The 12,584-nt window shown below is 63.3% G+C and carries 12 protein-coding genes; 7 read left to right on the top strand and 5 right to left on the bottom strand.

The features are described 5' to 3' along the window. Window positions 1–64: 64 nt before the first annotated feature. From ACZ6WW_RS07750 to ubiH, 3 genes are read right to left on the bottom strand one after another with little or no spacing between them, the layout of a single operon-like run. Window positions 65–853, bottom strand: a complete 789-nt coding sequence (locus ACZ6WW_RS07750) for a dienelactone hydrolase family protein (protein WP_465273696.1) — start codon at window positions 851–853, stop codon at window positions 65–67. A gap of 55 nt (window positions 854–908) precedes the next feature. Next, window positions 909–2,120 carry a UbiH/UbiF/VisC/COQ6 family ubiquinone biosynthesis hydroxylase gene (locus ACZ6WW_RS07755; RefSeq protein WP_465273697.1) on the bottom strand — a complete coding sequence of 404 codons (1,212 nt, stop codon included), beginning with the start codon at window positions 2,118–2,120 and terminating at the stop codon, window positions 909–911. Then, window positions 2,117–3,343, bottom strand: coding sequence for a 2-octaprenyl-6-methoxyphenyl hydroxylase (ubiH, locus tag ACZ6WW_RS07760; protein WP_465274042.1), 1,227 nt, complete (start codon window positions 3,341–3,343; stop codon window positions 2,117–2,119). Before ubiH ends, ACZ6WW_RS07755 begins: the two co-directional genes overlap by 4 nt. 114 nt (window positions 3,344–3,457) lie before the next feature. Here ubiH and ACZ6WW_RS07765 point away from each other — a divergent pair, with 114 nt between their 5' ends. From ACZ6WW_RS07765 to ACZ6WW_RS07775, 3 genes are read left to right on the top strand one after another with little or no spacing between them, the layout of a single operon-like run. After that, window positions 3,458–4,054: a hypothetical protein gene (locus ACZ6WW_RS07765; RefSeq protein ID WP_465273698.1), complete on the top strand. Its 597-nt coding sequence runs from the start codon at window positions 3,458–3,460 to the stop codon at window positions 4,052–4,054. Window positions 4,055–4,060: 6 nt separating this feature from the next. Then, window positions 4,061–4,630 carry a cob(I)yrinic acid a,c-diamide adenosyltransferase gene (locus ACZ6WW_RS07770; protein WP_465273699.1) on the top strand — a complete coding sequence of 190 codons (570 nt, stop codon included), beginning with the start codon at window positions 4,061–4,063 and terminating at the stop codon, window positions 4,628–4,630. A gap of 5 nt (window positions 4,631–4,635) precedes the next feature. Further along, window positions 4,636–5,553, top strand: a complete 918-nt coding sequence (locus tag ACZ6WW_RS07775) for a histone deacetylase family protein (protein WP_465274043.1) — start codon at window positions 4,636–4,638, stop codon at window positions 5,551–5,553. Between the two features lie 13 nt (window positions 5,554–5,566). On the opposite strand, the gene ACZ6WW_RS07780 is transcribed toward ACZ6WW_RS07775, so the two are convergent. Next, window positions 5,567–6,148: an RICIN domain-containing protein gene (locus tag ACZ6WW_RS07780; RefSeq protein WP_281850309.1), complete on the bottom strand. Its 582-nt coding sequence runs from the start codon at window positions 6,146–6,148 to the stop codon at window positions 5,567–5,569. Window positions 6,149–6,306: 158 nt separating this feature from the next. Continuing rightward, window positions 6,307–6,708 carry a peptide-methionine (R)-S-oxide reductase MsrB gene (gene msrB / locus ACZ6WW_RS07785; protein ID WP_465273700.1) on the bottom strand — a complete coding sequence of 134 codons (402 nt, stop codon included), beginning with the start codon at window positions 6,706–6,708 and terminating at the stop codon, window positions 6,307–6,309. A gap of 98 nt (window positions 6,709–6,806) precedes the next feature. On the opposite strand from msrB, the gene ACZ6WW_RS07790 reads away from it, so the two are divergent. Genes ACZ6WW_RS07790 through rsmA form a run of 4 tightly spaced genes read left to right on the top strand, consistent with a single transcriptional unit; the run spans window position 6,807 to window position 12,569 of the window. Further along, window positions 6,807–9,305 carry an LPS-assembly protein LptD gene (locus ACZ6WW_RS07790; RefSeq protein WP_465273701.1) on the top strand — a complete coding sequence of 833 codons (2,499 nt, stop codon included), beginning with the start codon at window positions 6,807–6,809 and terminating at the stop codon, window positions 9,303–9,305. Window positions 9,306–9,360: 55 nt separating this feature from the next. Continuing rightward, window positions 9,361–10,725 (top strand): peptidylprolyl isomerase, encoded by a 1,365-nt coding sequence (locus ACZ6WW_RS07795; RefSeq protein WP_465273702.1) that lies wholly within the window; start codon window positions 9,361–9,363, stop codon window positions 10,723–10,725. Window positions 10,726–10,732: 7 nt separating this feature from the next. Continuing rightward, on the top strand, window positions 10,733–11,725 hold the full coding sequence (gene pdxA, locus ACZ6WW_RS07800) for a 4-hydroxythreonine-4-phosphate dehydrogenase PdxA (RefSeq protein WP_465273703.1): 993 nt from the start codon (window positions 10,733–10,735) through the stop codon (window positions 11,723–11,725). A 58-nt stretch (window positions 11,726–11,783) separates the two neighbouring features. Then, window positions 11,784–12,569, top strand: a complete 786-nt coding sequence (gene rsmA, locus ACZ6WW_RS07805; RefSeq protein ID WP_465273704.1) for a 16S rRNA (adenine(1518)-N(6)/adenine(1519)-N(6))-dimethyltransferase RsmA — start codon at window positions 11,784–11,786, stop codon at window positions 12,567–12,569. The last annotated feature ends 15 nt before the right edge of the window (window positions 12,570–12,584 follow it).

Here is a 12,584-nt window from a genome sequence, read left to right on the forward strand (position 1 = left end):
TGCAGGAGCGACTTCAGTCGCGACGGAAGTCGCTCCTACAAAGATCGAGAAAGTCCTCGATGTTTTACGGCGTGCCGGCAAACGCGCCATGCAGCCAATCGCGCATCAACCGATAGCTGCGCTGCGCCGCACGCTCGTCATATTTGCAACCCGGCGAGTTCTGACCTTTCTCGGTAAAGCAATGCACTGCATTGCCGAGCACGACGAACTGCCAATCGGCCGGGCTTGAACGCATCTCGTCCATGAACTTGTCCGCGTCGGGCATGGTGCCCTTGTCGTCGGCGCCGTTCATGACCAGCACGCGTGCCTTGATGTTCTTGGCCAGCGACGGGTCGTCGGTCTGCAAGGCGCCATGGAAGGACACGACGGCCGCTACATCGGCACCGCTGCGCGCAAGATCGAGCACGGTCGAGCCGCCGAAGCAGAAACCGATCGCCGCCAGATGCGCCAGATCGATCGGCGCGCTCTTGGCCTGTGCCTTGAGCTGACTGAGTGCCTCATTCACACGCTTACGCATCTCGGCGCGATTGCCATAAAGTGGCTTTACCGCCGCCATCGCCTCGTTATCGTTGGTCGGGCGAATCTTCTCGCCGTACATATCGGTAACGAGAATCACATAGTCCTTACCGGCAATGCCGTCGGCCTTTTCCAGCGCCTGATCGTTCACGCCATACCAGTTCGGCACCATCACCAGGCCAGGCCGCTTGGCGCTGACCGCATCGTCATACACCAGCACGCTGTGGAAACGCGTGCCGTCCTGTGTCCATTCGACCGGCTTGTGCACCATCTTCGCCTGCGCGGCGAAGGAACAACCGGCCAGCAACAACAGACAAGCTAAACGAGCCATACGCATGGTTCTGTCCTCGGGTGGCGAAAGTTCAGTCAATAGCGAAACAGCGACAAATGGTTCAACGCCCCGCGGCGTGTGCCGCAATACGCCGCTTCAGCGGCCCCAGGCGATCGAGCAGCCGTACGCCCAGACCGCGCGCCGCCACGCCCGGCGACGCCTGCCATGCGTAGACGCGAGCGAGCGCGTCGAAACCAAGCGCATCGAGCGTGTCGGCACTGCGACGGCGGCGCGCATAGCGGCGCAATACGTGTTCGGCGGCGATATCCCGGCCGGCATCACGCGCGACGCGCAAGGTGTCGCGCAATTCGGTGACGTCGCGCAGCCCCAGGTTCACGCCCTGTCCGGCCAACGGATGCACTGCATGGGCAGCGTCGCCGAGCAGCACGAAGCGTTCGGACTGATAGCGTTCGGCGAGCTGCAATTTCAAAGGAAATGCCGCGCGCGGCGTCGTCGCCAGGATCGGCCCAAGGCGAAAATCACTGGCGATGCCAAGCTCGTTCAAAAATGCCACATCATCCAGCGCCAGCACACGCTGCGCTTCGGCTTCGGGCAAGGACCAGACGATCGAGCTGCGACCATCGGCCAACGGCAACAGCGCCAGCGGACCGGTCGGAAGAAAACGCTGCCATGCCGTGTTCTGGTGCGCACGTTCGGTACGCACGTGGGCGACGATGGCGCGCTGGCCGTAGTCGCGGCCTCGCGTGGTGATGCCGGCCATGTCGCGCAGCGGCGAACCGGCGCCATCGGCGGCAACCAGCAGCCGTGCTGCGACCGGCTCGGCATCGATCAGCTCCAGTTGCACGCGATCCTCGCGTACCTCGAAGCCGTGCACCTTGGCCGGACACAGCCGGCGTACGCCGGCCGGCTCCAACGCCTGCCAGAGCATCCACTGCACAAGATTGTTCTCAACGATATAGCCGAGTAGCTGACGATCTTCGTCGGCCGCGTCGAAATCGATTGCCGCGCCGTTTTCGGCGTCCCATACATGCATGTGCGAGTACGGACCGCAGCGTGCATCGCGAATGGACGGCCATACGCCCAGCTCGTCGAGCAAGGCTATGGACGAAGGGGCCAGACCTACGACACGCAGATCGACTTCGTCGCTTGTTTTCCACGGCGCCGGCTCACGCGCTTCCAACAAGGCGGTGGCAAACCCGGCGCGGGCCAGACTCAAGGCCGCGGCCGCACCCACCATACCGCCACCGACAATGGCGACATCCAGCGCCGGGCCACGACGTCGCGCGGCATCACTGCGGAAACTGCTGTTCATGGCAGGCGTTCCAATACAGCGCGAGGCGGTTGACCACGAAAACCCATGCCCCGACGCGCCAGCAGATCCTGCAGTGGCGGCAGACGATCGCATGCCAGCATCGCCAGCGAGCGCAACGGACCAAGCAACGGCTGCTGCAGGCAGGCCAGACGCACCAAGCCATGACTCATGGCCATGGTGCCCTCGCGATCCTCCGCACGGCGCTCGGCGTAACGACGCAGCAAAGCCGCATCGCCCGGGTCGCCCGCTTCGGCAATCAGTTCCGAAAGCGTCAGCGCATCGCGCAAGCCCAGGTTGAAGCCTTGGGCGCCGATCGGATGCACCGTCTGCGCCGCATTGCCAACCAGTACGGCGCGGTTGCCGACCAGGCGCTCCGCCGCAACGCGATGGATCGCGTACGGGTATCGTTTGCCCGGACGACTCAGGCGCCCCAGACGCCAGCCAAAGCGCTCTTGGGCGAGTGCGACAAAACGCTCGTCGTCCATCGACGCCACTTCGCCGGCTTCCTCGGCCGGCACCGTCAGCACCAGCCCGCAGCGACGTTCGGCCAACGGCAGCAAAGCGATCGGCCCGTTGTCGGCAAAGCGTTCGAAGGCCCGGTTCCCATGTTCGCGCTCAGGCGTGACGGTGCAAACGAACAGGGTCTGTTCGTAGTCGAGCGATTCGGCGGGAATGTCCAATTGCTCGCGCACAAACGACTGCGTGCCGTCGGCGCCCACCACCAGCTTCGCATGCAACTGGCGCGGACCTTCCGGCGTATCGATATGTGCCAGCCAGCCATCGGCCTGCAACTGGAGCGAACGCAACGTGGCCGGTGCCAGGCGGGTCAGGTGGCGGCACTCGTCCAGCCGGCGCAATAACGCCTGGCCGAGCTCGCGTGCCGGCAGGGTCCAGCCCAGCGCATCGACGCCCTGGCGCTCGGCGTCCATGCGCACACTGCCAAATTCGCCGCTCCGGCTGACATGGATATGACGGATCGGCGTGGCGCGATCGGCCGCGTGGCGCCAGACGCCGATCGACGTCAGCCCGTTGACCGTGGCCCGGGCCAAGGCGAGATTGCGCTCGTCGTAGCTGGGCTGGGTATCGACACGCGGCGCGGCCGCTTCGACCAGGGTGACCGCACAACCGGCCGTGTCCAGGGCGATGGCGAGGCTGGCGCCGACCAGGCCGCCGCCGACAATCAGGACCGGGGCTGCAAAGGGGGGAGAGTCCGAGGCATGCATGGCGGCGATGATACGCGTTACGCACGTCACTGGGCTCCATCGCCGAGCACACGCCCGATGTGAGCTAAACTAGCCGCCTTAACCGTACGATCGAAGACCCCACCCGGAGCGCTCATGGCACCCAAGCAAACGCAACGCATCGGCATTTTCCTGGCGCTCGCGCTGGTCATGTCGGCCACCCGCCTGCACCACTTCGATGCCTTGCCGGACGCGTCCTGGGCGGTGTTCTTCCTGGGCGGCTACTGGCTGCGTGGCTCGACCCGCTGGGCCTTCCCGATCCTGATGGCGCTTGCCGTATTGGTCGACTTTTTCGTCATCACCCATGCCGGGATCAGCTTCTTCGACCACTACTGCGTGTCGGCGGCCTATTGGATGCTGGCGCCGGCGTATCTCAGCCTGTGGATCGGCGGTAGCTGGCTGGCCAAGCATCAGCGCGGCCTTGGCCTGCGCACCCTGGGCTTGGCCATCGCCGCCCTGTTGGTCAGCGAGTTCGTCTGCTATCTGCTGACCAACGGCAGCTACTACTGGATGAGCGCCACCGTGCCGCAGCCGCGCAGCATGGCCAACTGGTTCGCCAACTTCGGCGACTGGTACCTGCTGTTCCTCAAGACGACCGCAATCTATGTGGCTGTCGGCGCCGTGCTGCACGTGGTGGTAACTCAGCTGGCCGGCACGCTCAAGGCCGGGCAGCAGCACGACGCGAAGCAGTAATCCATCGTGGGCAATCGACTTTCCAAGATTTATACGCGCACCGGCGATGACGGCAGCACCGGCCTGGGCGACGGCTCCCGCGTCGGCAAAGATTCGCTGCGCGTTGCCGCCTACGGCACCGTGGACGAGCTCAACAGCACGATCGGCATGGTGTTGGCCAACGATGGCGTCGACGACGAGGTGCGCGAAGTACTCACCCAGGTGCAGCACGACCTGTTCGACCTGGGCGGCGAACTGTGCATTCCCGGCATGGCGATGATCGAAGACGCCGATATCGATCGCCTGGAACAGGTGCTCGACCGCTTCAATGATCCCCTGCCGCCACTGAAGGATTTCATCCTGCCAGGTGGCGGCATGGCCGCCTCGTGCTGCCATCTGGCTCGCACGGTGTGCCGTCGTGCCGAGCGCGAGGTGATTGCGCTGGGCCGCGAAGAAGACATCCGTCCGCAGGCGCAGCGTTATCTCAATCGCCTTTCCGACCTGCTGTTTGTGTTGTGCCGGGTGCTGGCGCGCGCCAGCGGCCATGGCGAAGTGCTGTGGCAGCACGAACGCCGTCGCAAACCCAAAGCCGGGTAATCGTGTTGCGCCTTTACACGCACCCGATCTGTTTGCAGCACGATCCGGGGCTTGGCCACGCTGAATCGCCGGCGCGGCTGCGCGCCGTACTCGATGCGCTCGACCATGATCGCTTCGCCGCACTGGATCGTATCGAGGCGCCGCGCGCCACGCGTGAACAACTCGCTCGCGTACATGACGCCGGCCATATCGATCGCATTCTTGGCAGCGCGCCTGCCGAAGGCACGCTGCGGCTGGACGAAGACACCCTGATGTCGCCCGCGTCCGCCGAAGCCGCCCTGCGCGCTGCCGGCGCTGCGGTGGCTGCCGTCGACGCGGTCATGAATGGCGAGGGCGAGCACGCCTTCTGTGCCGTGCGCCCACCGGGCCACCACGCCACCCGCGATCAGGCGATGGGTTTTTGCCTGTTCAACAATATTGCGGTGGCAGCCGCCCACGCTATTCACGCATACGGTCTGAAACGGGTCGCCATCGCCGACTTCGACGTTCACCATGGCAACGGCACGCAGGCCATCTTCGAGCAGGACCCCCGGGTGTTGTTCGTATCCAGCCACCAGTCTCCTCTGTACCCCGATTCCGGACGGGAAGACGAACGCGGTGTCGGCAACATCGTCAATGGACTGCTGTCGCCAGGCGACGGCTCATACGCCTTCCGCGAATTGTGGGGGAACGTGCTGCTGCCGCGCATAACAGGGTTCAAGCCGCAATTGCTGCTGATTTCGGCAGGCTTCGATGCCCATCGCGACGACCCTCTTGCCGACCTGCACCTCGGGAGCGAGGACTACGCATGGATCACCGAGCGCCTGGTCGATCTGGCTCGCTTGCATGCCAAGGGGCGCATCGTGTCGAGTCTCGAGGGCGGCTATAACCTTAGAGCACTGGCGGCAAGCGCCAGCGCTCATATTCAAAGCCTGCAGACCTGACGGCAGCGTGCTGTCAGAACCAGCTATCTGCCGACCAGACCTGAAACGCACCCCGAATGGTCACCGGAGAAGCACAGGTGCGCTGGACAAGGGACACTTCCTGACCTGGCCGCGGAGTGAGCGACGAGAGCTCCAGACATTTTCCGGTAGCGGCGTTGACGATCGTCATCGGGCCCGGGAAGCGCGGCGTACCTGTTTGAGCCCAGGGCTTGAGGATCCAGCGTTGTGACCAGTCGCCGTTGCACTCCTCCTGGCTGATGCCTGCGCCGTTCTCTGGCGAACCATCCTGAACCTGCATGCACGCGCCGGACGCCATCGACCAAAGATGATATTGCTCACCGGTATCGAGCGGGTCGTAAGCCATCCATTGCTGACCCGCGCTTGACGCATCGCATGGCGCGACTTGTATGGTCGCGCCATTTTCCGCGCTGCCATCCTTTACCTCGATGCAAAGGCGACCGCGACTCATGGTGGCGCTGATCGCGCCCGACCGGGTGAGCCCCGGTGTTCCCGACCAGGCAAAAGAGGACGCTTGTGCAAGCGCCCCCGTCAAGCTTGAACCAAGAAGCACAGCAAAAACTAAGCGTTTGTCCATAGGTAAAACTCCTTGTTGTAACAGCCCCAAAAGGCTTGACAAGTGTAAGCGCGAGGGCCTTGGAGTTTCCCTAAACCTATTGATTTTTAGGACGATTTTTTCTCGGACAAATCAATACAAAAGTGAACGTGATGAGCGTCGCCCGATCCATGGTGTTCTCAGCCCTCGGGCGTGAAATCCAACGCCACCGAATTGATGCAATACCGCATACCCGTCGGCTTCGGACCATCGGGGAATACATGCCCCAGGTGCGAATCGCATTGGGCGCAGCGGACCTCGACCCGGCGCATGCCGTGGCTTTCGTCCTCATGGAGGGTGACGGCGGCTTTATCCATCGCCTGATAGAAACTCGGCCAGCCCGAGCCGGAGTCGTACTTGGTATCGGACTCGAACAACTTGGCCCCGCAGGCCGCACAAACATACGTTCCTGAGGCCTTGTGCTCATACCACTTGCCGCTGAAAGGTGGCTCGGTGGCCGAGCAACGGCAGACGGCATATTGCTCGGGGCTGAGTTCCTCGCGCCACTGGGCATCGGTCTTGTTCAGTTTTGAATCGCTCATGGCTGAATCTCCCGCTAGGTTGGCTTAAAGCTTCTCTGCCTTAAATGGGGGCTTTCTGCTAGCTTTACGACCCTTCACAAGCCGACAGACTGCCCATCGTGACACGACGCCCTCTGCCCCCGCGCCGCCTCCTGGCAGTAGCCGCTGCCCTCGCCTTGATCGGCGCCCCCGGTGCTGAGGCAAAGAACAGCCAGGGACAGCATCGCAAGGCGTCGATGGACGGCACCGTACCGGTCTGCCCGCTCGGGACCTTCCTGTGCCCGCCGCGCCCGGACAACTACGCGATCTGCCGGCCCAACGCGATGCTGGAGTTCTACGACCCCACGCTGACCAAGGATTCCACGCTACGCAACACGTCCAATACGCATGCGTGGGCCGAACAGGTCGACAGCTCCGACCAGACCGTCTATCACCTGGAAGGCCGGGTCAAGATGGAGCGTGCGGACCAGCGTATGGAGTCGGATACCGCTGACTATAACGACGATACGACCGACTACGACGCCAAAGGCAATGTCCGCTACCAGGAAGCGGGCGAGCTGATCAAAGCCGACCACATGCGCGGCAATAACGATGCCAGCACCGGCACCGCGGATAACGTCACCTACCAGCTGCTGCAGTCGCGCGGCAACGGCACGGCGACGCAAGGGCATATGCTCGATGCCCAGCACAGCCACTACACGAACGCGGTCTATACCACTTGCGACGTCGGCCACCATCTGTGGGATTTCAAGGCCAAGGACATGACCTTGAACAAGGACACCGGCGTGGGCGTGGCGCGCAAGGCCACCATGCGCGTAGGTAATGTCCCGTTCCTGTACCTGCCCTATTTCACCTTCCCGATCGACAACCGGCGCAAGAGCGGCTTTCTGTATCCGACGCTCGGCAACTCCAGCCGCTCGGGCTTCATGGTCAGCACGCCGTATTATCTGAATCTGGCACCGAACTACGATGCGACGCTGGACCCGCGCATCTACAGCGACCGTGGCTTTTTGCTGGCGACCGAGTTTCGCTACCTGAACATTTTCCCGGGCACCACGGGTATCTTGAACCTGGAATACATGCCCAATGACACGGGCAAGAACGACGTGGGCGTGGTTGATCAGACCAAGGGTGAAGATCGTTACCTGATCAAGTGGGTCAACAGCTCGCATATCTGGGGACCGGTGTCCCTGGGTTTGAACATCAACCGTACGTCCGACCGTAACTATCTGCGCGATTTCGGCAACGACATTTACCAGTCTTCCACTGAAATCCTGGCCTCGAACGCTTATCTGAACGCGGGTGGTAGTTGGTGGAATGCCTCGTTCGGCGGCGACATCTATCAGAACGTCGACCCGACGCTGCCCGATTCGATAGAACCTTATAAGCGCCTGCCTCGCGCAACATTGAATCTGGATATCCCACTCAATCGCTGGTTTGACGTTGGCGCGCAAACCGAGGCAGTAGCCTTTAGCAAGAGTTCGTGGTCCAACTTCACCGTCAATCCGGTCAACCAGAGCGTCACGGTGGGCCCGGGAAACAATGCGCTGGACGGCAAGCGCATCGATATCTATCCGTATATCTCGGCAGACTTCCAGGGTTCGTACTGGTTCGTGCGTCCGAAAGTAGCGTATCGCTACACGACCTATCAGCTCGATGGCGATTACCGCCAGTTCGGCTATACCCAGCAGTTGGGCACGGGCGATATTTCGCCGTTCACAAGTCGCACGCCTAGCCGCTCGCTACCGGTCGTAAGCCTGGACAGCGGGTTGATCTTCGACCGCAATACCAGCCTGTTTGGCAGCAACTATACGCAGACGCTCGAGCCGCGCCTGTATTACCTGTACGTGCCTTATCGCAACCAGAACAACCTGCCGTTGTTCGATACCTCGCTGATGTCGTTCGACTACTGGCAGCTGTTCTCGCCCAACCAGTATTCCGGCGCAGACCGGCAGATGAACGCGAATAACCTCACCGCTGCGCTGACCTCGCGCCTGCTCGACGAGAATGGCGTGGAGCGTCTGTCGGTAAGCTTTGGCCAGATTCGTTATTTCACTCAGCAGCGCGTCCAGCTGCCGGTGGGCAATTCAGCGATCGATATCCCGACGGCGACCAACTACAACGGCTCGGACTACGTCGCTCAGATCACTTCGCAGTTGAACGACGACTGGCGCGCCAACGCCTCGTACCAGTGGAATCCCAATACCCGCCAGACCGATATGGGTGCGTTCGAGCTGCAACGCCGCATCAAAACCGATGGCGTACTCAACTTCTCCTATCGTTTCCGTCGCACACCCGGCACCACGCAGGTCCTGCTGGAACAATACGACGCCTCGATTGTCTATCCGATCTCCGATCGCTGGCGTCTGGTGGGAGACTGGACGTACTCGGTACTGGACAAGAAGACCGTGCAGGCGCTGGCCGGGGTGGAGTACGACAGTTGCTGCGTAGCTGTTCGCCTGGTCGGGCGCCACTACGTCAACAACGTCAATCTCTACAATCCCACGACCGCGAGTGCCAACACGGCCATCATGGTCGAACTCGAATTCAAGGGCCTGGGCGCGTTCAACGGTCAGACGGAAGGCATCCTCCGCCGTGGTATCCTTGGTTATCAATAACTTCCCTTTTTGCCACCCGCATCGCCCACAGGGGCGATTTGAAGGCCCCCGACTGATGAAGCAGCCCCTCGCGTTGTTCCTGTTCGCGATTGCCACCGCGACCGTCCTGCCCGCCCACGCCCAGCTGCTGCCGCAGTCGCAGGCGCCGCAGGGCAATCAGCCGCTCGACCGCATCGTGGCGGTGGTGGACGATGGCATCATCTTGCAGAGCGAGCTGAACGAGGCGATGCGCTCGGTCCAGCAGCAGTACGCCAGCGACCCCAGCCAGCTACCGCCGCAGGACGTCCTGGCCCGCCAGGTGCTCGACCGCCTGATCCTGATGAAGCTGCAAGTGCAGCGTGCCGACGACCAGGGCATCCATGTGTCCGACGCCGATATCGACCAGGCCGTGGCCGCCGTGGCACAGCAGAACAAGATGTCGCCGGAGCAGCTGCGCGCCGCCGTCGAGCAGGACGGTTCGAGCTTCGTGGCGTTCCGCAAGCAACTCGCCGACCAGTTGGTCGCCCAGCGCCTGCATGAAAGCGTGGTGCGCGACCAGGTCAGTATCAGCGATAGCGAGATCAACAACCTGCTCGCCAGCCCCACCTACAAGGCCGGCGAAGTCCACCTATCGCACATTCAGATCAGCGTGCCCTCGGGCGGCAACTCGGCCGATATCGAAGCGGCGCAAAAGAAGGCCCAGCAGGCCGTCGATGCGATCAAGGGCGGGATGGATTTCAAGGCAGCGGCGATCCGTTTCTCCGACGCCCAGGACGCCCTGGACGGCGGCGATCTGGGCTGGCGCCGTATGGACGAAGTGCCGCCGGCTTTCGTCGATTCGATCAGCACGCTCAAGCCCGGCGACGTGACCGCGGCCCTGCGCGGCCCGACCGGCTTTCACATCCTCAAGCTGATCGACCAGCGCGCACCGAGCCGCCAGGTCATCACCGAGTACCACGCCCGCCAGATCCTGATCAAACCCAGCGAGCTGATGACCCCGGAGCAGGCGCGCCAGAAGGCCGAGGATCTGTACAACCAGATCACGACCAAGAAGGGCGACTTCACCAAGCTGGCCAAGGACAACTCCAAGGACGACACCACCGCCAACGCCGGTGGCGACATGGGCTGGTTCCCGCAGCAGGCATGGGGCGGCGCTATCGCGCAGCAGCTGACCTCGCTGAAGGACAACCAGGTCTCGCAGCCGTTCCAGACCGAAGCGGGCTGGCACATCATTCAGCTGCTGGGAACGCGCCAGAGCGACCGTACCAACGACATCGAGCGCGATCAGGCGCGTCAGGCCATCGGCAATCGCAAGGCCGAGCAGGCTTACGACGACTACCTGCGCGAAATGCGCTCCAGCGCGTACATCAACGTGCTGGTGCCCGAACTGCGCGATCCGAACCTGCCCAATGGCGGCCAGAGCGGCACGGGCAAGTCCTGATGTTCGCATGAGCAACCGTCCGCCCCTGCCCCGGCTCGCGGTCACTGCCGGCGAACCGGCAGGGATCGGACCGGAACTGCTGATCCGGTTGGCCGCCAGCTCGCTGGCGGCCAATTTCGTTGCAGTCACCGATCGTGACCTGCTGCGCCGAGCCGCGGCACGCTGCGGCACAACCATTGAACTGATCGACGACGATGGCGCACCAGTGGCCGAGCGGCAGCCAGGCAGCCTGCGCATTCGCCACGTGCCGCTGGGCATCGAGGAGATTCCAGGCAAGCCCGACCCGCGCAACGCCCGGCATGTCCTGGCCACCCTGGCCGAAGCCGCCGATGGCTGCATGGCCGATCGCTACGACGCCATCGTCACCGCGCCGCTGCAGAAAGCATCGATCAACGATGCCGGCATCCCCTTCAGCGGGCACACCGAATTCTTTGCCGAGCGCGCCAGCGCCGACGTGGTGATGATGCTGGCCAGTCCCGAGCTGCGCGTCGCCCTTGCGACTACCCACCTGCCGCTTGCGCGGGTTCCGGCGGCGATCACCACGGACCTACTGCATCAAACCTTGCGCATCGTGCATCGCGAACTGCGCACCAAATTCGGTATCGCATCGCCACGTATCGCGGTGCTGGGCCTCAACCCTCACGCCGGCGAAGGCGGCCATCTCGGCCACGAGGAAATCGACACCATCATTCCCGCTCTGGATGCCTTGCGCGGCGAAGGCATGGACCTGCTTGGCCCCCTGCCTGCCGATACCGCCTTCGTCCCCGCCCAGCGCGAGCGCTACGATGCGGTGCTGGCGATGTATCACGATCAAGCCCTGCCGGTACTCAAGAGCGAAGCGTTCGACCGCACCGTGAACCTGACCCTGGGGCTGCCGTTTATCCGCACCTCGGTCGACCACGGTACCGCGCTGGATCTGGCCGGCACCGGGCGCGGCGACCCGGCCAGTCTCATTGCGGCGGCCAAGATGGCGCTTAGCTTGATCAAGTCCGCGCGATAAAGCCTGCCGATGTGCCGGCCTTAGCTCCTCACTCCTGACACCTGACTCCTGACGCCCCATGACTGCTCGCCCCAAGAAAAGCTTCGGCCAACACTTCCTGCACGAGAAGCGCTACATCGAGAGCATCGTCAGCGCGATATCGCCCAAGCCGGCTGATGTGGTGGTCGAGATCGGGCCAGGCGAAGGCGCCTTGACGCTGCCCTTGCTCGCCGCGGCCGGCAAGCTGACGGCGATCGAGCTCGATACCGACCTGATCCCCGACCTCAAGGCCCGCGCGGCAGCGGTGGGCCAGCTCGAAGTGATTCACGCGGACGTGCTCAAGGTCGACTTCACCGCGCTCGCGCGCGAACGCGGCGTCGACAAGCTCCGCGTGGCCGGCAACCTGCCGTATTACATCTCCAGCCCGATCCTGTTCCATTGCGTCGAGCACGCAGGCGCCATCCAAGACATGCATTTCATGCTGCAGAAAGAGGTCGTCGACCGTATGGCCGCCGAACCGGGCAGCAAGGTGTATGGACGTCTATCCGTGATGCTGCAGCTGGTCTGTCGGATCGAGCCGCTGTTCGAAGTCCCCCCCGGCGCGTTCCGGCCGCCGCCGAAGGTGGATTCGGCTGTCGTCCGGATGGTCCCCTTGCCGCCCGAGCGCCTGCCTCAGGCGGACCCGGCCCGACTCTACGCGGTGGTCAAGGCCGCCTTCGCTCAACGTCGCAAGACCTTGAGCAATGCCCTCAAGCAGGTCATGGACGCTGAGGCGATCAGATCGGCCGATGTCGACCCCAAGGCCCGTGCCGAGGCGCTCTCGCCAGCGGACTTCGTACGGCTGGCCCAGGTCCCGGTTCAGTAATCCCGCCGCCTGGCG

It is taken from the genome of Dyella sp. NPDC103356, from assembly GCF_055584465.1.

Coding starts and splice junctions, on each gene's coding strand:
- ACZ6WW_RS07750 (WP_465273696.1), bottom strand. CDS start 853: ATGCGTATGGCTCGTTTAGCTTGTCTGTTGTTGCTGGCCGGTTGTTCC.
- ACZ6WW_RS07755 (WP_465273697.1), bottom strand. CDS start 2,120: ATGAACAGCAGTTTCCGCAGTGATGCCGCGCGACGTCGTGGCCCGGCG.
- ubiH (WP_465274042.1), bottom strand. CDS start 3,343: ATGCATGCCTCGGACTCTCCCCCCTTTGCAGCCCCGGTCCTGATTGTC.
- ACZ6WW_RS07765 (WP_465273698.1), top strand. CDS start 3,458: ATGGCACCCAAGCAAACGCAACGCATCGGCATTTTCCTGGCGCTCGCG.
- ACZ6WW_RS07780 (WP_281850309.1), bottom strand. CDS start 6,148: ATGGACAAACGCTTAGTTTTTGCTGTGCTTCTTGGTTCAAGCTTGACG.
- msrB (WP_465273700.1), bottom strand. CDS start 6,708: ATGAGCGATTCAAAACTGAACAAGACCGATGCCCAGTGGCGCGAGGAA.
- ACZ6WW_RS07795 (WP_465273702.1), top strand. CDS start 9,361: ATGAAGCAGCCCCTCGCGTTGTTCCTGTTCGCGATTGCCACCGCGACC.
- pdxA (WP_465273703.1), top strand. CDS start 10,733: ATGAGCAACCGTCCGCCCCTGCCCCGGCTCGCGGTCACTGCCGGCGAA.
- rsmA (WP_465273704.1), top strand. CDS start 11,784: ATGACTGCTCGCCCCAAGAAAAGCTTCGGCCAACACTTCCTGCACGAG.